This window comes from Clostridium prolinivorans, assembly GCF_004011155.1.
Classification (GTDB): domain Bacteria; phylum Bacillota; class Clostridia; order Clostridiales; family Clostridiaceae; genus Clostridium_AT; species Clostridium_AT prolinivorans.
This window is the reverse complement of sequence record NZ_RJWG01000005.1, coordinates 69,246-88,201: the sequence shown is the minus strand read 5'-3', so window position 1 is coordinate 88,201 and position 18,956 is coordinate 69,246. Positions and strand designations below refer to the sequence as shown.

The following is an 18,956-nucleotide window of genomic DNA, read 5'->3' as shown; positions in this document are numbered from 1 at the left end:
ATTTAAATATTTAAAGAGCAAGTATATTTATAAAATTTTCAAAGGAGTTGAAATAATGAGTAAATTAATAATTCCCAAAGGTTATAAATCTGTGCTTAACCTTTATGAAACACAAACTGCAATAGGAAAACTTAAAAGAATTTTTGAAGATAATTTTAAAGAAGCTTTAAATCTTAAAAGAGTGTCAGCACCCTTATTTGTAGATCCTTCAACAGGACTAAATGATAATTTAAATGGAATAGAACGCCCAGTAAGTTTTGATATTATGGAAATTAAAACTGAAGCAGAAATAGTACACTCTCTAGCTAAATGGAAAAGAATGGCTTTATATAAATATGGATTTAGTGCTGGGGAAGGATTATATACAGATATGAATGCAATTCGAAGAGATGAAGAATTAGATGAATTACATTCAATTTATGTAGATCAATGGGATTGGGAAAAGGTTATTAGAAAAGAAGATCGCAATATAGAGTATTTAAAGAAAACTGTGGAATTAATTGTAAATGCAATTTGTGATACATTAGATAAACTAAAAGAAGAATTTCCACAAATTCCAGTTGTCTTAGATAGAAATATAAGTTATGTAACAACTTATGAACTTGAAGATATGTATCCTTTATTATCTCCTAAAGAACGTGAAAATGCTTATTTAAAAGAACATAAAACAGCTTTTATTATGCAGATAGGAGATAAATTAAAATCAGGAGAAAAACATGATGGACGTTCTCCTGATTATGATGATTGGTCTTTAAATGGAGATATTCTATTTTGGAATGATATTTTACAAAGAGCATTTGAAGTTTCGTCTATGGGAATAAGAGTTGATGCAAAGGCTTTAGATGAACAGTTAACAAAAGCAAATTGTGATGATAGACGTAAGTTTCCGTTTCATAAAATGCTTTTAAATGGAAAACTTCCATTAACAATGGGGGGAGGCATAGGACAATCAAGGCTATGTATGCTATTGCTTGCAAAAGCTCATATAGGCGAAGTGCAAGTATCTCTTTGGGATAGCGATACAATTGAGAAGTGCCAAAATGCAGGTATAAATCTTTTATAAATAAAAAATATTTTATGATTAAAATTTAAAGAGAGTAAATTTTATTTTGTATAAATCAAAAAGACTAAATCAATATAAAATTGGTTTAGTCTTTTTATTATAAGTTTAATCTTCATATACGAATGTATTGTAGCCATCTGCTTTTAATTTTGACGCTAATTTATCAGCATTTTCTTTTTTAGAAAAAGCGCCTACTTGAACTTTATATAAGCTATCAGTATCTTTATACATATATACACTATATCCTTGAGATTTAAGTTTATTTGTTAAATTTTCAGCATTTTCTTTTTTAGAAAAAGCACCTACTTGAACTTTATATAATTTTCCTGTTTTACTGCTTTGCTGAGATTTTTGAGGTTGTGGTTTTTTAAATGTTACATTAAAATAATCACAAATACCTTTTACAATAGCTTCAGCTATTAAAGGCATATTATTTATAATAAATCGAGCATCATCTCTATTATCATGAAAAGATATTTCTATTAAAACTGCTGGAGCCTTTGTATTATTTAATTCATACAGTTTATTAGTATTTTTTATGCCTCTATCTTTAGAAGGGGTAAGAGGCTCTATATACTTATATAAACTTGAAGCTAATAATTTCCCAGCATTACTTGTATAATAAATTTCAGATCCACTCCCACCACCAGCATTTGAATGTAAAGCTACATGAGCATCTACATTTTTATTATTACTATCTTCAACCACTTTCTGCAAAGACATATTTGGATTGTTTCTATAAACTGTAAAATTATTATATTCCAAAAGAGGTACAACTATATCAGCTAGTTCATTCATTCGTTTTTTTTCTGTTCCATAATTTAATACTCCAACATTATTTTCTTGAGTACTTGGACTAATATATATTTTTATCATAAACATCTCAACTCCTTTACAATATAATATATTCATTTAATTAATTAAATTTTGCTATTTATAAAATAAAGTTAAATATTTGTATTATATATTATTAAAAATAAATATTTATTGCTACTATTTATTGACGTTATTTAAAAATTATATTTGTAAATAACTTATTTTACTAAAGATTTTTTATATTTATTAGTTAATATATTTTTAAAATTAATATAGTTTATTGACTTAATATAAATAATACATTACATTAGAGTTATAATATTATACAGATTTATTTTATTAGAAGGCAATTTAAGCTTTCAAATTGGTATTTATAATTATATTTAGAAAAATATAATAAATTTATTGAAATTAGGGAGGTATTTTTATGAGTTTTAAAATTAATGATAAAGTTACATGGGTAGGTAAAATTGATTGGGAATTAAGAACTTTTCATGGAGAAGAATATTCTACACATAGAGGAAGCTCATATAATTCATATTTAATAAGAGATGAAAAAACTGTTTTAATAGATACAGTGTGGGCACCATTTTCTAAAGAATTTGTTTCAAATCTTAAAAATGAAATAGACTTAAATGAAATAGACTATATAATAGTAAATCATGCTGAAATAGATCATAGCGGAGCTTTAGATGAATTGCTTAAAGAAATACCGGATACTCCAATATATTGCACTAAAAATGGTAAAGACATAATAAAAGGGCATTATCATAAAGATTGGAATTTTGTAACTGTTAAAACTGGAGATACTTTAGATATTGGTAAAAATAAATTAACATTTATAGAAGCAAGAATGCTTCATTGGCCTGATACTATGTTTACATATTATAATGGTGAAAATATACTTTTTAGTAATGATGCTTTTGGACAGCATTACGCGTCAGAATTTATGTATAATGATAAAGTGGATTATGCTGAACTTATGCAGGAGGCTATAAAATATTATTCTAATATATTAACACCTTATAGTTCTTTTGTAACAAAAAAGATTGAAGAAGTTATGGGATTTAATTTACCAATTGATATGATATGCCCAAGTCATGGGATTATATGGAGAGAAAATCCTGCTCAGATAATAAATAAATATATGGAATGGTCTCAAAATTATCAAGAAAATCAAATAACTATAATATATGATACAATGTGGAATAGTACAAGAAGGATGGCTGAAGCAATTGCAGAGGGTATTAAATCAGCAGATAATAATGTTAATATTAAATTATTTAACTCTGGCAAATCTGATAAAAATGATATTATAACAGAAGTATTTAAATCAAAAGCTGTACTTGTAGGTTCATGTACTATAAATAATGGTATTTTATCTTCTACAGCAGGTATTTTAGAAATGATGAGAGGACTTAGATTTAAAGGGAAAAAAGCAGCAGCTTTTGGAAGCTATGGCTGGGGCGGAGAAAGTGTAAAAATGATTACTGAAGAGCTTAAAAAAGGTGGATTTGAAATATTAAATGATGGAATAAAAGAAAAATGGGTACCTGATGAAGAAGCTTTAGAAAGATGCAGACAATATGGAAGAGAAATTGCATCTATGGTTTAAAGTATAATTAAAGTTAAATTTTTATTATATAATTTATTGTATGGAGAATGAAAAAAATATGCAGAAATTGTTTTATGTAGGAATAGGCGGCTTTATTGGTGCTTGTGTACGATATATTGTATCTTCTAATTTAGCTAAAAGCTGTGGGAATCAATTTCCATATGGGACATTAATAGTTAATATATCAGGAGGTATATTGATTGGATTTATAATGGAATTAAGTCTTATATCAGACTTAATTCCACCTAATTTAAAATTATTTCTTACAACAGGTATTATGGGAGGGCTTACTACATTTTCAACTTTCAGTTATGAAACTATTAACTTTTTTAGTAGCGGGAAATATATTTTAGGTGTTTTAAACATTTGTTTAAATTTATTTTTAAGTCTTGGTGGTGTTGTGGCAGGAAAGTCTGCCGCTCATTTTTTTAAGTAATAAAGAAAGAGGGATATATTATGGAAAATAATTTTAAATTTATATCTTACATTGGCACTTATACAACTGGTGAAAGTAAAGGGATATATAAAGTTACAGTAGATACAAAAGATAAAAAAATAGAAAATGCAGAACTTGCAGCAGAAATTGAAAATCCTACATATTTAGCTATAAGTTCGGATAATAAATATCTTTATTCTGTTATGAAAAAGGATGATATGGGTGGTGTGGCTGCCTATTCAATTGATACTTCAACGGGTAAATTAAATCTTATAAATTATCAATTATCAAAAGGAAGTTCGCCTTGTCATGTCAGTTTAGATAAGGAAAATAAATTTTTATTTTCTGCAAATTATCATAGAGGTATTGTAGAAGTTTTCCCAATAGGTGAAAATGGAGAAATCAAACCTAATTCTTTTGTAATTAAACATGAAGGTTCAGGACCTAATAAAGAAAGGCAAGAAAAGGCACATATACATTATTCATCTTTAACTCCTGATCAAAAATATCTTTGTGCTGTTGATCTAGGTATAGATAAAGTGGCTTTGTATGCATTTGATAATGGAAAATTAAAAGAAGAAGAGAGACTTTCTAAAAAATTAAAACCTGGTTGTGGTCCAAGGCATATGGAATTCCATCCAAATGGAAAATTTGCTTATGTAATTACGGAACTTACAAGTGAGATTATAACTTTTGAATATTCTTTAAAGGATAATACACTTAATGAAATTGAATATATTAGTACACTTCCTGAAAATTATAGAGGGGAAAGTATTGCGAGTGCAATACATATATCTTGTGATGGGAAATATTTGTATGCTGGCAATCGTGGTCATGATAGCATTGCAATTTTTAGCATAGATAGTGTTACAGGAAGGTTAAAACTTATATCACATATAAGTACAGAAGGTTCATTTCCACGAGATTTTGAAATTGCTCCTAATGGAGATTTTATTTTAGCTGCTAATCAAAATTCCAGCAATATTTTAATTTTTGATAGAGATAAAAATACAGGTAAATTAACAAAAGGCTTAAATGAAATTTTTGTTCCAAACCCTGTATGCATAAAATTTTTAAATTATAATTTATAATTAATATTTTAAAATAATAGTAAGAATATAACAAAAATTTTTTACATTACCTCAAATTTATGCTAGTAGTTTTTTAACAGTCTATTTTTAAAAAACTTAAAATAAAAACTAACAATTGCAATTAGTGTTAAATATTTTTATATTTTACAAAAAATTATAGTATTTTCGTAAAAACTATGTTAAAATAAAAACGAACGCATATATTTGGGGGGATGTATTTATGGAGTCAAATGAAATGTCAAATCAAGAAAAAAGTTTAACTTTAGTAGAAAAGATTAAATTCTTTTTTATTAAACCACAGAAGCTTTTTGAGCAGTTTATTGAAAAACCAAAGTATTTAATTAACCTTATTATTATAGCTATAATATCAAGTATAACAAGTGTAGTTTCATCTAAAGTTTCAAAAAAAATAGTACAAGAAACCATGGATCAGCAGATTCAGGGAATTGATCCTTCGGCTGCTCAAATGGCAAAAGGTATTACAGATGTTATGACATCACCTGTAGTTGTAATTATAACAGGAATAATAAGTTTGCTTATATTAATTTATCTATCTTCTGCAATTTATTTTGCATTAGCTAAAATCTTTGGCGGTAATGGAACATATAAACAAATGGTATCAACATATGTACTTGCTTATTATCCTGTGGCAGTTGGAAATTTAATATCTGCAATTTCTAAATTAAATACTAATAGTATAACAGCTAATGTAACCATAGGAGATGCACTTATAAAGGCTTTTAATATATTTGGGCTTTGGAGAATAGTTTTACTTGCCATAGGCATTTCGGTTGTGTTTAAACTAAGCAGGAAAAAAGCTGCTATTATAGTAATAATAATATGGGCAGTACTTTTGATTTTTTCACTTATTAGTGTAGGCTTTACGCAAACAATGCAAAACATGGCACCTTAAGGAAATAATTATTTTACTATCACATTAAAGTAGATTTTTATAATTAACTTAAATAAAAAAAGGCTTACTTAGTAAAGCCTTTTTTATTCATCTTTAATAGAACTTATTACATCAAGTTTTGCTGCTTTTGATGCAGGAAGTATTCCTGATATAAAACCTATAAATGTACTAAATAAAAGTATAAACATTATTAAGCCAATACTTGCTGAGGCTATTTTTACATTTGTTAGCCCTCCATTTTGTTTCATATAAAAATTCATTAAAATATTAATTATAAAATTAATTATAAAACCTATAATTAATGCTGCAATTCCTCCCATAAGTCCAATAGTGCAAGCTTCCCCTACGAATATTTTTTTAATATCATTTACACTTCCACCTATAACCTTCATAACTCCAATTTCTTTTTTTCTTTCATATATAGCCATATTCATAGTATTTGTTATACCAAAGGATGCAACAAGAAGTGATATACCTCCAAGAGCTGCAAGTATAATTTTTACTCCATCTAATAAACTTCCTATACTTTTTTGAATTTCTTTAAAAGAATTTACTTGATATCCATTGTCTTTTAAAATTTTTTCAGCTTCATCTATTTTGTTTATATCTTTAAGAATAATTTCTACATTATCATATCCTTTATCTTCTTTATTTGGAGCATCTTGAGATTTCCATTTTTGAACATCTTCAAGTACTTTTAAAGGAGTTTTTATAACAAAATCATCCATAGCACTTTCTTTAGATATACCTACAATCATAAGATTTACTATTTTTTCATTAGAGGAAGGATCTGCTTCATTAGAAAATTTTAGTTTTACTGATTTTCTAAGTATCTTATTTAATTGACTTTCTTCAGGTTTATCAGTAGTTTTATATCCAAGAAGCGTTAAAGCTATTTTATATCCAATTACACATTCATTTTTATTGTCTACGGCAAATCTTCCCAATTGAAGTTTATCATCTTTTGATATATTTTTCATAGGCATACCAGTTACGCTTACACCTGTAGATATTTTTTTATATTCTAAAATTCCATAATCATTTAATTTAGGCACAACATATTTAACAAAATCATAATTTTTAAGATCTTTTAAAACTTTATCATCGAGTTTTGTTTTTAGTTTTTTCTCTTCAGAGCTAACTGGAGCACCAAACATAGAAGGTGGAATAGCAGGAGATATTGATATAACAGAAGTATCAAATACAGTTCCAAGCTCTTGCGTTATGTATTTTTCAAAACCATTTCCTAAAGAAATTATTGTAAATATTGCAATGCATCCGATAATTACACCAATCATAGTAAATATTGTTCTGCTTTTTCTCTTCCAAAGGTTTTTCCATATAAGCTGAAATAAGTCATTAAATCTCATTTTAACCACCAATTCCAAAAAGTTTCTTTATAAATGACCAAAAAGAGTTTTTGTTTTCTTCCTTTGAAGAAACAGCAGTTTTTTGAGTTTCAGAAGACTTTATATCAATTTCTTTAGTAACTTTTCCCTCAACACCCATTTCGTCAATATAAGATATTTCTAAGACACCTTTAGTATCTGAAGAAACAGGTTCTATATTTTCCTCAAAACTATCTTCAACCTCTGAATCTAAAGTACCATAATACTTAGAATAGGTTTTATCATTAACTTTAAAATTTATTAAAACATTACTAAGAGGACCTTTTCCTGCATTAATAAAATTTGAATAGATTTTATTATCGTTTATATCAAGAGAAGTAATAATTAACTTTGGAGTATTTTTTATAACAACACCTATAATTTTATTTATCTCTTCTTGAGGTTTCCCAGGAGAATTAAAAGTTACACTTACTATAAAATTATAAAGACCAACCTTTAAAGAAGGATCACTTATAAGTTTTATGGAAAGTTCTTTGCTTCCTTTTTTGTTTATAGTTCCACCATATATTTCATTAGTAGTTCCCACAGGAGAAAAACCCGTTAATAAATTTTTGCCTTCAACACCTGCAATTTTTAAAGATACATTTTCAAGTTTATTATTACTATTGTTTTCAAGTTTAAATTTAAGTTCAAAGATTTGACCTGGAGTTACTTCATTAACGCTGCTTGAGACATTTGTAATCAATATTTTTTTAGACTGTATATTATTTATAGAAACAGGTTGATTTAATTCAGCTGCATTTGTAATATCTTCGGCTTTTGCAGTAACTTGTACACTTAATACTAAAGCACAAGCTAAACTTAAAGCTATATATTTTTTTTTCATAAATTATCCCCACTTTCTAAATAGCCATCTTTCATTTTGATAATTCGATCAGCATAGTTATAAACCTGACTGGAATGAGTTACAACTACAAAAGTCATATTCAGACTTTTATTTAACTCTTTTAATAAATCTAAAATTTCAATGCTTGTTTTACTATCAAGATTACCAGTAGGTTCATCTGCTAAAATAAGTTCAGGGCTGTTTACTAAAGCTCTTGCAATAGACACCCTTTGCTGCTGCCCACCTGAAAGTTCGCTAGGTTTATGATTAATTCTATCTTTAAGTCCTACTTTTTCAAGTATTTCTAAGGCTTTTTTTTCTCTTTGCTTTTTAGGGACACCTAAAAAAATTAAAGGCATTTCAACATTTTCTAGTGCCGTAAGTTGAGGCAGAAGATTATATGATTGGAATATAAAACCTAGATGATTTCTTCTAAATAAAGCTAATTGGTTTTCGTTCAAGTTTTTTATTTTTGTTCCAGATACTATAATCTCACCAAAATCATAAGGCATAAGTCCGCCTAATACATTTAAAAAAGTAGATTTGCCAGAACCAGATTCTCCTACAATAGCAGTGAATTGACCAGCATTAATTTCAAGTGTTATTCCTTTAAGAACTTCTACTTTAACTTTACCTAAATTAAAGTTTTTAATTACATTTTTACACTCTACAATGGGCATTTATTCACCCCTTTCAATATATTGTTAAAAATAAAACATACCATTATTATACAGTATAAATACATATTTAACAAGTTTTTACACAAATTTAATACAAATTCTTTACTGTATTTTTATTACATATTTTAGTATTGAAAAGGTGAATTTTAAAAACTATTTTTTAAAATTTTTACACATTTCTATAAAATACTCATGCATTTTTAGGTTATCTGTTAATTCAGGATGAAAAGATGTTGCTAAAATATTATTCTGTCTTGCTGCAACTATATTATCATTTACTTTGCATAATATTTTTACATTATCTCCTACATTTTTTATATATGGTGCTCTTATAAATACTAATGGTATTGGCTCTTTAGAAACTTCTTCTATTATTTTTTCAGTAGAAAAACTATTAATTTGAGTGCCATAAGCATTTCTAACAACAGTTATATCCATTACCTGTAAATATCTGTTATTATCATTGGCAATTTCTTTTGCAAGTAATATCATTCCGGCACAAGTTCCCCAAACACATAGCCCATTTAATATTTTTTCTTTAAGTTTATTAAAAATGCCTGTTTTATTTAGTAAATTGCCAATAGTTGTACTTTCTCCACCAGGAAGAATAATTCCATCTAAGTCATCTAAATCTTCAGCCATTTTTACTTCTATAGCTTCACAATTAAGAGATTTTAAATGGTTAATATGCTCTGTTACACCACCTTGAAGGGACAATACTCCTATTTTCACTCTACCAGCCTCTTTCTTCAAACTTAGTTTCTAATTCACTGCAGTTTATACCAACCATTGGCTCTCCTAAATCTTCGGATATTTCTGCAAGAATTTTAGGATCATTATAATAAGTTGTTGCCATGACTATGGCTTTAGCTCTTTTTTCTGGATTTCCTGATTTAAATATTCCTGAACCTACAAAAACACCTTCTGCACCGAGTTTCATCATAAGTGCAGCATCTGCTGGAGTAGCAATTCCACCTGCTGCAAAATTAACTACTGGAAGTTTACCATTTTCCCAAATATATTCTACAAGATCGTAAGGTGCTTCAAATTCTTTTGCTAAAGTCATTAATTCATCTTTAGGTGAATTTTTTACTCTTCTAATATCATCCATGATACATCTCATGTGTTTAACAGCCTGAACTACATCTCCAGTACCAGCTTCACCTTTAGTTCTTATCATAGATGCTCCTTCTCCGATTCTTCTTAAAGCTTCTCCTAAATTTCTTGCACCACATACAAAAGGAACTTCAAAACTTTTTTTATCTATGTGATATTTATCATCTGCATAAGTTAAAACTTCACTTTCGTCTATAAAATCAATCCCAATAGCTTGTAATATTTCAGCTTCAACAAAATGACCTATTCTAACTTTTGCCATAACTGGAATAGATACAGCACTTTTTATCTCTTTTATCATTTTAGGATCAGACATTCTTGCGACTCCACCTTGTTTTCTTATATCTGCTGGTACTTTTTCAAGTGCCATAACTGCACATGCTCCTGCTTTTTCAGCAATTATAGCCTGCTTGGCATTTACTACATCCATTATTACTCCACCTTTTAGCATTTGAGCTAAGTTTTTGTTTAATTCATATTTTGCCATATAACATTCCCTCCAAATTTATTTTATTATTAAGATTAATTATAGGACGTATAAATTAAATTTCAAATGTACCCATACACTTAAAGGAGAGCTTAAAAATAAATTTATGTAAAATATTTGCATTTTTAAAAGGCTGTATTATATAATAAAATTATATAAATTTTAAAAAAAGAGGTAGAATGTTATGATTAAACCCAAAGTATATATAGAAGAAAAACTTCCTAAAAAAGTTTTAGATTACATTGGAACTTATTGTGAGTATGAAATGTGGCAGGGAGATGGAAAAATCTCGAGAAAAGAGCTTTTGCAGAAAATTTCAGATAAAGATGGCATAATTTTAATGGGAAGAAGAGTAGATGAAGAATTTTTAAATGCTGCACCAAAGCTTAAAGTTGTAAGCAATGTTTCTGTTGGGTATAATAATTTTGATTTGGAGGCTATGAAAAAAAGAAAAATTATAGGTACAAATACACCTTATGTTTTAGATGACACTGTTGCTGATTTAATTTTTGGATTAATATTATCTTCAGCAAGGAGAATTCCAGAATTAGATAGATATGTAAAAGAAGGAAAATGGGAATCTAAAGATTCAGATAATCTTTTTGGAATAGATGTTCATCATAAAAATTTAGGTATAATTGGAATGGGAAGAATAGGGGAGAAGGTAGCTAAAAGAGCAAAGCTTGGATTTGATATGGAAGTTTTTTATTATAACAGAAATAGAAAAAAAGAAGCAGAAGAAAAAATAGGAGCAAAATATTGTGACATGAATACACTTTTAAAAATTTCAGATTTTATAGTTCTTATGACACCACTTACAAAAGAAACATATCACTTAATTGATGCTGAAGAATTTAATCTTATGAAAAGTACTGCAATATTTATAAATGCGTCCAGAGGACAAACGGTTAATGAAAAAGCATTAATTGAAGCACTTAAAAATAAAAAAATTTTTGGAGCAGGTCTTGATGTTTTTGAAATAGAGCCAGTTAAAAAAGATAATGAACTTCTTAATATGCCTAATGTTATTACTCTTCCCCATATAGGTTCTGCAACAGAAAAAACTAGGTTTGATATGGCTATGTTAGCAGCAGAAAATTTAGTTAAGGGGGTACTTGGAGAAAAAGTGCCTAATATAGTACCAGAGCTTTTATAGAATATGGTAATTCTTTAAGTCAATCCATATTAATTATGATTCCTAAGTTATCATTTCCAAAATTATTTTGATCTTATTATGGGAATTTTGGAGAATGATAATAGTGATGTGGAAAACATTTCAAAATTCGTGCAATGGTAATATAATAGAAGATAAGATTATTTTTTAATAAATAGAAGTCGTAAAGCTTATTGCTTTACGACTTCTATAATTTCATTATTGATTAATAAATTTATTTTGTATTATTTAATTTTTCCAAATATGCCACATAGCATTATCAGTTCCTCTAACAAAAACATCTGTTCTATTTAATCCCCAGGATACAGCAGCTGGATCAGAGGTTAAAACACCACCAAGATTACTCCATCCACTCCAGCTAGATCCACTCCAACTCTTAGTAATAAGCTGATTATTACTATCTCTAGCAAAAACTTCAAGTCTATTAGCTGAACGTGAAGAAACTGCAGGAGAAGAAGTTATATTTCCACCTAGGTCTTCCCAATTACTCCAGTTAGATCCATTCCACCATTTATGATATAGATGATTTCCTTTTCCCCTTGCAAAAACATCAATTCTATTAAATCCCCATGAAACAGCAGCAGGAGAAGAAGTTAATTCTCCACCTAAATTTTCCCACATACTCCATTTAGAACCATCCCACCATTTGTGGTATAATGCATTATCAGTTCCTCTTACAAATGTATCAATTCTATTTGGTCCCCAAGAAGAAGCGGCAGGAGCTGAAGTTAATGTTCCACCTAAATCTTCCCACATGCTCCATTTAGAGCCATTCCAGAATATATGCCACATAGAATTATTTGTACCTCTTGTAAAAACATCAATTCTATTAAATCCCCATGAAACAGCAGCAGGAGCTGAAGTTAAAACTCCACCTATTCTAATCCAATCGCTCCATTTAGAACCATTCCAAAATTTTTGATATAATGCATTATCAGTACCAGCTGCAAATGTATCAATTCTATTTGGTCCCCAAGAAGAAGCGGCAGGAGCAGAATTTAATATACCTCCAAGATTTTCCCATTTACTCCATTTGCTGCTTGGAGGTTTTGTAGAAGAAGATATATTTTTTAAAGTAAATTTTATTACATCTTTAAAAACATTATTAATTACGTTACTTGGAACACCTAAAGCACGAAGAGAAATAAAAATCCAGCTTTGATATTTCATAAAATTATTAAATATTGAGTTAGTTTTTTGATCTATATTTCCAGTATATTTTGCCTCGTTATCTAAAGTATAAGCTATAGCTAATCTAAATTGAATATCAATAGTTGCTTTTTTTACTCCAAATTTTTGAAGTTCTTTAAAAAGATCAGGTCTTTGCTGGCTGAGAAGTTTAAAAATTCGAGTAACTTCTTTTTGTGGTGCTCTTTCTAAATTGAAGTCATCCATGTTAAAATAATTTAAACTGTTAAAGTCATTATTAAAACAACTATTAAATTCCTCAAATTTTTCAAAGTCATCAAATTCCTCAAATTTTTCAAAATCATTAACACTTCTGTTATTAATTGAATATGGACAAATAATTTGATTCATAGAATAAGGACAATAAAAAGGTGAATTATTATACATTTTACCTCCTAAGGTTAAAAAGCTATTATCAATTATAATTTATGATATTGTTATTAAAATGGTGACTATATGTAGTAATATTATAAATTTTTAAGTTCACAACTTTAATTGACAGAATAAGTTTATATAATTTAAACTATATATGTTAAATTTTAAAGTTTAATGTAGCAGTGTAGCAAAATAACAGTTATATCTGTTAAGAATAAAAGATAAATATATTCCAATTAAAAAGCAAGGAGAGAAATTAATGAGTATATTAACTGTAAAGAATGTAAGCCATGGTTTTGGAGATAGAGCTATATTTGAAGATATATCATTTAGACTTTTAAAAGGCGAACATGTTGGCCTTATAGGTGCTAATGGAGAAGGAAAATCAACTTTTATGAATATAATTACAGGAAAGGTTGTTCCAGACGAAGGTCAAATTGAATGGTCTAATAAAGTTAGGGTAGGATATATGGATCAACATTCTTCACTTGAGAGTGGTAAAACTATAAGAGATATTTTAAAAGAAGCTTTTAAGTATTTGTTTGATGCAGAAGATGAAATGAATAAACTATATGAAAAAATGGGCGATGCTTCAGAAGAAGAACTTGAAAAAATGCTTGAAAGGACAGCAGTAATTCAAGATATGCTTGATCATAATGGATTTTATGTTATTGATGCTAAAATAGAAGAAACAGCAAGAGGATTAGGGCTTTTAGATGTGGGGTTAGATAAAGATGTTAAAGATTTAAGTGGTGGACAAAGAACAAAGGTTTTACTTGCTAAACTTTTGCTCGAAACTCCTGATATATTACTTTTAGACGAACCTACTAATTATTTAGATGAAGTTCATATTGAATGGCTTAAAAAATTTTTAAATTCTTATGAAAATGCATTTATATTAATTTCTCATGATATTCCATTTTTAAATTCAGTAATTAATATTATATATCATGTGGAGAATAAAGGTCTTACAAGATATGTTGGAAATTATGATGAATTTAAAAGAGTATATGAGGCTAAAAAGAAACAATTAGAGCAAGCATATGAAAGACAACAGGCAGAAATTGCAAGACTGGAAGATTTTGTTGCAAGGAATAAAGCTAATGTAGCTACTGCAAATATGGCTAAATCAAGACAAAAGAAATTAGATAAAATTAATAAAATTGAACTTGTTTCTGATAAACCAAAACCTGTTTTTAATTTTAAACAAGCTAGAGCTTCGGGAAAAGTTATATTTGAAACAAAAGATCTAGTTATAGGCTATGATCATCCTCTTACAAAACCTCTTAATCTTTATATGGAAAGAGGGCAGAAAATTGCATTAGTTGGAGCTAATGGATTAGGTAAGACAACACTTCTTAAAAGTTTAATTGGACAAATTAAACCAATAAGCGGGAAAGTTGAACTTGGAGATTATCAATATATTGGATATTTTGAGCAAGAGAGCAGAGAAGGAAATACTAATACATGTATTGAAGAATTTTGGAGTGATTTTCCTGGATATACTCAGTATGAAGTTCGTTCTGCACTTGCAAAGTGTGGATTAACTACAAAACATATTGAAAGTATGATTATGGTTTTATCCGGAGGAGAGGCTGCTAAGGTAAGACTTGCAAAATTAATAAATAAAGAAACAAATATATTAATACTTGATGAGCCAACAAATCACTTAGATGTAGATGCAAAAACTGAGCTTAAAAGGGCATTAAAAGAATATAAAGGTTCAATACTTTTAGTTTGTCATGAGCCTGAATTTTACAAAGATATAGTAACTGAAATTTGGAATTGTGAAAATTGGACAACTAAAATAATATAATGACAGAATTAAATATTATTAAAGCCTAGCAAAAATTTTTGCTAGGCTTTTTTACTATGATGGGTTATACCAGCCGTTTGACTGCATTTCTCTAAATAATGTTTCAGCATGATTTTGTTCTTCCTGCTGGATATGCTGAAGCTGCTTTCTTATATTTGGATCAACAGATTCTAAAACAGCTGTGTTGTATGAGCTTGAAACATGTTTTTCAGTAGATAAAGCGTCATTTAAAAGCTGAGCATCTGTAATTCCTAAGTCGTGCTGTACATTAGATAAATTGTTTTCAGGCTTAGTATAAGTTTCAAAAATATTTTGACTGGTTATATTAGAACCTTGAAGCATTCCTTTTAATGTATCAGCATGCTGACGTTCTTTATCTGCAATGTCTGTAAACACTTTTTTTATATTTTGATCTGAAGCTAAAGAAGCATATTGCTCATATTTTCTTATACAAATATATTCTTGATTTAAATTATCCTCTATTAAAGTTTTTTCTTTGTTTGTTAATGCCATTATATAAAACTCCTTTCTTTTTTGATTAAGACAGAATATATTTTAGTGTTAATTATGTTTTATTTTGCATTGTAATTAAAATTTATAATTCTGCTTAATCTTTTTAATCCTTTTATAGTATGGCTTATTATAATATATAAAATACCTATAAATTTAAAAAAGGAGTTTTAAAACTTTATTTAAGTTTTACCAAATTTTTAGTATCTACTTTGAATACTTCACCTTTTTTCATTTCAATATGTCCAGAGCTATAAGGCTTATTTTCAATAGTTATATAAACTTTGTCTACTCCATAGTAGCCGCCTAAAGTATTTACTATACTTTGAAGAATTAATGATTCATAACCAGAGCCAGCATTCATTTCTGTAATAAAATTTTTATTAAAATCTACATAAACTGTATCATTATTTAAATAAAGACTGTTAATTTTTGCATTTGGACTTAAAGGTTTTCCGAGGCTTGCATTTGGAGATTCTTTAAATGCTTTTTCAAATGCAAATTTAGTTATATCATTAGTTTTAAAAGTTAAATTTTTATCTATATAATATAATTTATCATCATCTATATTAGGATAGTAAAATTTAACAGTTTGAACAAGAGATGCATTGTTTTGGATTTTTTTTAATGATGAAGTAACTTCCATATCTTTTGAAGTATATAAAGATTTTACAAGTCCCTTTTGAGGTACATAGTAATCTATATCTTTAAAATCTTTACCTTCTGTAGTTACCTCAACAGCTTTAAATGTTCCTAAAGGTGTATCAACATCTATATCTATATTAGAAATATATCTTTTTCTGTCATTTGAAACATTCCAAGAAGTACCTTTTACTATGGGTTCTTTTAAAAGTATTTCATCAGTATTTGGTTTTTTAGAAGTAAAATCTTCTCTGTAATAAGTTTCTTCCTTAGAATAAACAAGTTTAAGCTCACCATTTTTATATTCTATAACATTTGCAATTTCAGTGCCGCCATTATTTTTTCTAAGTTGTATCTTGTCATTTTTAATATAGTCTACCCAAACTGTGAAAGATGCATATTCATTGCCTTTTCCTTCATAAGTGTATAACGTATTTAATGTAAAAGGATATATGTCTTTTATAGTATATTTAGCATTGTTAGAAGTATTTTCATTAACTCCTATATTTGCATTATTATCTTTTGGCTCAACTGATGGATTATTATTTTTATTTTCATTTAAAATAGATCCATTTTGTAAATTTTGAGTGTTATTTTCATTATTTTGGGTATTGTCTTTTTTACATCCGTAAGAAAAAATTAAAAAAGTTGAAATTAAAAGAGTAAATATTATTTTTTTTATTTTCACTAAAAACACCTCCTTGAGATTTAGATGTAAAATTTTAAAATTATACATCTAAAATTTAGTTTTTCATAAAAAATAATTAATATGTTACTTTAATTATAAACCAAAATCAGGTAAATATAAACAATAATAAAATTTAATTATTATAATATCTAATTATTTTAAAAAATATATTCTATATATTCTGATTTCTTATAAAAATCTTTTTAAAATATTGATATATCCCAATATATAGATATAATAAAAATGTATTATTTATTTTAGGGTATATTAAGTTCTTATTTTAGCTATATTATAAAAATTAGAATTATACTATCATTTAAAAAATTTAAATGATAAAATAGAAAATATGATAATTATAAAAATAAAAGTAATAAACAATTGTAATTATTAATATGATATAAAATTCAAATAATTTCTAATAAAAGATAAAACTTAAACATAGGTTGTTAGTATATAAAAATATATTATGAAGAGGTAGATATATGGAAAAATTTTATTATTTATTTTATTCTTTTATAATTTATTCTTTTTTAGGATGGGTTTTAGAAGTTATTTATCATTTATTAAGGGAAAAAAGGTTTATTAATAGAGGATTTTTAAGAGGACCTGTTTGCCCTATATATGGTACAACAGCTGTATTACTTATTATCTTGATAGATATAATAAGTAATAATTATATTTATATATTTGTTGCAGGAGCATTAATAGCTTCAATTATTGAGTTAGTTACAGGTTATGTTCTTGAAGCAGCTTTTAATACAAGATGGTGGGATTATTCTAATTTAAAATTCAATATAAAGGGATATGTTTGTTTAAGATTTTCAATATTTTGGGGAATTATTTCAGTATTTTTTGCTAAAATTATAAATCCTAAAGTATCAAAAATTGTGTATTTGATAGTAGATAAAAACAATAAATTGGTATTTATTACAGTATTAATTATTTTGTTATTAGATATAATTTTTACTATAAATAATTTAATTGCTTTTAAGAGATTATTTACTGAAATTCAAGACATATTAATGGAGATTAAAAATAATGTAGATAAACTTATGAATGAAAAAATAAATAAAGAAAGTATTCTAATTATAGATAAGAGAATAAATGCTCTTAAAGAATCAAAAGAAAAATTACTTCTTAAAATAAATTTAAGACAAAGAAGATTATTAAAGGCGTATCCACGTTTAAACTCAAAAAAATTTGAAAGTGCTATAGAAGAGATAAAGAAAAAAATTAAGAAAAAATAAAAATAAATATTTAATATAAGTTGATTTTACTTTGAAATTAAAAATTTATAAAATTACTTTTAAAAAAGTAAAAAATTGCATTATAAAATAATACATAAGATTCGAGTTATGTTTAAATAATAATATATATGATTAAGTTAAATAATCATAATATAAAATAAAATAAAAGGAGGTTTTTCTATGGAAGGCAAAAGAAAGGAAGCTGATAAGGAATTTGGTATAGGTCATATGATTGTAAGAATAATTGTTTCTGCAATTACATTAGCTGTAGTAGCTTTTCTTACACCAGGCTTTACTATTAGTGGTATTTGGCCGCTTCTTATAGCTTCTGCAGTAATAGGTGTCATAGATTATCTTATAGAAAAGCTTACAGGATTTGATGCAACTCCTTTTGGAAGAGGTATAACAGGTTTTTTAGTATCGGCAGCTATAATTTACTTAACAAGTTACATTGTATCAGGATTTAATATAAGTATGTTAAGCGCAATAATAGCCGCATTAATTATAGGAGTTATAAATATGATACTCCCAGGAAGAAAAGTTTTATAATTTTTAGTAATGATAAAAAACAAATGGCAGTTAGTAATTTCAGTGAATATTAACTAAAATTATTAACTGCCTTAAATTTTATTTATTTAAACTTTAAATTTATATATAAAATAAAATTATATGATTAAGCTTCAATAAGTTTTAAATTAACTTTTTATACAATTTATAGTATTTATTATATTATTAGTATTTATTATAGAATTTAAAGTTTACTATTGTACCTATATAGTTATATAACAGTTAATTTTCAATAAAAATACTTTTTATAGTGCAATCATTATATATAACAAAAATATTCACATAATAAAAATATAA

At 26.9% G+C, this 18,956-nt stretch carries 18 protein-coding genes; 9 read left to right on the top strand and 9 right to left on the bottom strand.

Going from position 1 to position 18,956, the window contains the following annotated elements; translation table 11 throughout:
- The first annotated feature begins 55 nt into the window (after positions 1–55).
- Positions 56–1,063 (top strand): aspartate--ammonia ligase, encoded by a 1,008-nt coding sequence (gene asnA / locus EGD97_RS06605; protein ID WP_127836843.1) that lies wholly within the window; start codon positions 56–58, stop codon positions 1,061–1,063.
- Positions 1,064–1,168: 105 nt separating this feature from the next.
- Here the strand turns inward: asnA and EGD97_RS06600 are convergent, their stop codons facing one another.
- Positions 1,169–1,939 (bottom strand): N-acetylmuramoyl-L-alanine amidase, encoded by a 771-nt coding sequence (locus tag EGD97_RS06600; protein WP_164850170.1) that lies wholly within the window; start codon positions 1,937–1,939, stop codon positions 1,169–1,171.
- A gap of 367 nt (positions 1,940–2,306) precedes the next feature.
- Between EGD97_RS06600 and EGD97_RS06595 the strand changes: the two genes are divergently transcribed.
- The 4 genes from EGD97_RS06595 to EGD97_RS06580 all read left to right on the top strand — a co-directional run bounded on the left by EGD97_RS06595 (position 2,307) and on the right by EGD97_RS06580 (position 5,934).
- The gene (locus EGD97_RS06595; RefSeq protein WP_127836842.1) at positions 2,307–3,494 is read left to right on the top strand and encodes an anaerobic nitric oxide reductase flavorubredoxin; all 1,188 of its coding nucleotides are present in this window, start codon (positions 2,307–2,309) and stop codon (positions 3,492–3,494) included.
- A 58-nt stretch (positions 3,495–3,552) separates the two neighbouring features.
- Positions 3,553–3,930: a fluoride efflux transporter CrcB gene (gene crcB, locus EGD97_RS06590; protein ID WP_078681817.1), complete on the top strand. Its 378-nt coding sequence runs from the start codon at positions 3,553–3,555 to the stop codon at positions 3,928–3,930.
- Positions 3,931–3,950: 20 nt separating this feature from the next.
- A complete protein-coding gene (locus EGD97_RS06585; RefSeq protein WP_078681816.1) occupies positions 3,951–5,021 on the top strand; it encodes a lactonase family protein in 1,071 nt (356 codons plus the stop codon).
- A 220-nt stretch (positions 5,022–5,241) separates the two neighbouring features.
- On the top strand, positions 5,242–5,934 hold the full coding sequence (locus tag EGD97_RS06580) for a Yip1 family protein (RefSeq protein WP_078681815.1): 693 nt from the start codon (positions 5,242–5,244) through the stop codon (positions 5,932–5,934).
- An 83-nt stretch (positions 5,935–6,017) separates the two neighbouring features.
- Here the strand turns inward: EGD97_RS06580 and EGD97_RS06575 are convergent, their stop codons facing one another.
- The 5 genes from EGD97_RS06575 to pdxS form a co-directional block, all read right to left on the bottom strand.
- Complete coding sequence (locus EGD97_RS06575; protein ID WP_127836841.1) at positions 6,018–7,304, bottom strand: ABC transporter permease; 1,287 nt, start codon at positions 7,302–7,304, stop codon at positions 6,018–6,020.
- A gap of 1 nt (position 7,305) precedes the next feature.
- Positions 7,306–8,169, bottom strand: coding sequence for a COG1361 family protein (locus EGD97_RS06570; RefSeq protein ID WP_078681814.1), 864 nt, complete (start codon positions 8,167–8,169; stop codon positions 7,306–7,308).
- Positions 8,166–8,849, bottom strand: a complete 684-nt coding sequence (locus EGD97_RS06565; RefSeq protein WP_078681813.1) for an ABC transporter ATP-binding protein — start codon at positions 8,847–8,849, stop codon at positions 8,166–8,168. Before EGD97_RS06565 ends, EGD97_RS06570 begins: the two co-directional genes overlap by 4 nt.
- 153 nt (positions 8,850–9,002) lie before the next feature.
- Entirely contained in the window at positions 9,003–9,581 is a 579-nt protein-coding gene (pdxT, locus tag EGD97_RS06560) for a pyridoxal 5'-phosphate synthase glutaminase subunit PdxT (protein WP_078681812.1), read from the bottom strand.
- Position 9,582: 1 nt separating this feature from the next.
- On the bottom strand, positions 9,583–10,452 hold the full coding sequence (gene pdxS, locus EGD97_RS06555) for a pyridoxal 5'-phosphate synthase lyase subunit PdxS (protein ID WP_078681811.1): 870 nt from the start codon (positions 10,450–10,452) through the stop codon (positions 9,583–9,585).
- Between the two features lie 184 nt (positions 10,453–10,636).
- Between pdxS and EGD97_RS06550 the strand changes: the two genes are divergently transcribed.
- Complete coding sequence (locus tag EGD97_RS06550; protein WP_078681810.1) at positions 10,637–11,608, top strand: 2-hydroxyacid dehydrogenase; 972 nt, start codon at positions 10,637–10,639, stop codon at positions 11,606–11,608.
- Between the two features lie 246 nt (positions 11,609–11,854).
- On the opposite strand, the gene EGD97_RS06545 is transcribed toward EGD97_RS06550, so the two are convergent.
- Positions 11,855–13,201, bottom strand: a complete 1,347-nt coding sequence (locus EGD97_RS06545) for a DUF346 domain-containing protein (RefSeq protein WP_164850169.1) — start codon at positions 13,199–13,201, stop codon at positions 11,855–11,857.
- Between the two features lie 247 nt (positions 13,202–13,448).
- Between EGD97_RS06545 and EGD97_RS06540 the strand changes: the two genes are divergently transcribed.
- The gene (locus EGD97_RS06540) at positions 13,449–15,005 is read left to right on the top strand and encodes an ABC-F family ATP-binding cassette domain-containing protein (RefSeq protein ID WP_127836840.1); all 1,557 of its coding nucleotides are present in this window, start codon (positions 13,449–13,451) and stop codon (positions 15,003–15,005) included.
- A 54-nt stretch (positions 15,006–15,059) separates the two neighbouring features.
- Here the strand turns inward: EGD97_RS06540 and EGD97_RS06535 are convergent, their stop codons facing one another.
- Both EGD97_RS06535 and EGD97_RS06530 read right to left on the bottom strand, forming a co-directional pair.
- Complete coding sequence (locus tag EGD97_RS06535; RefSeq protein ID WP_078681807.1) at positions 15,060–15,518, bottom strand: DUF3231 family protein; 459 nt, start codon at positions 15,516–15,518, stop codon at positions 15,060–15,062.
- Between the two features lie 175 nt (positions 15,519–15,693).
- Positions 15,694–16,845, bottom strand: a complete 1,152-nt coding sequence (locus EGD97_RS06530) for a GerMN domain-containing protein (protein ID WP_228201978.1) — start codon at positions 16,843–16,845, stop codon at positions 15,694–15,696.
- Between the two features lie 482 nt (positions 16,846–17,327).
- On the opposite strand from EGD97_RS06530, the gene EGD97_RS06525 reads away from it, so the two are divergent.
- A complete protein-coding gene (locus EGD97_RS06525) occupies positions 17,328–18,092 on the top strand; it encodes a putative ABC transporter permease (protein WP_127836838.1) in 765 nt (254 codons plus the stop codon).
- 180 nt (positions 18,093–18,272) lie between these two features.
- Positions 18,273–18,641 (top strand): phage holin family protein, encoded by a 369-nt coding sequence (locus EGD97_RS06520; protein ID WP_127836837.1) that lies wholly within the window; start codon positions 18,273–18,275, stop codon positions 18,639–18,641.
- Positions 18,642–18,956: the final 315 nt, after the last annotated feature.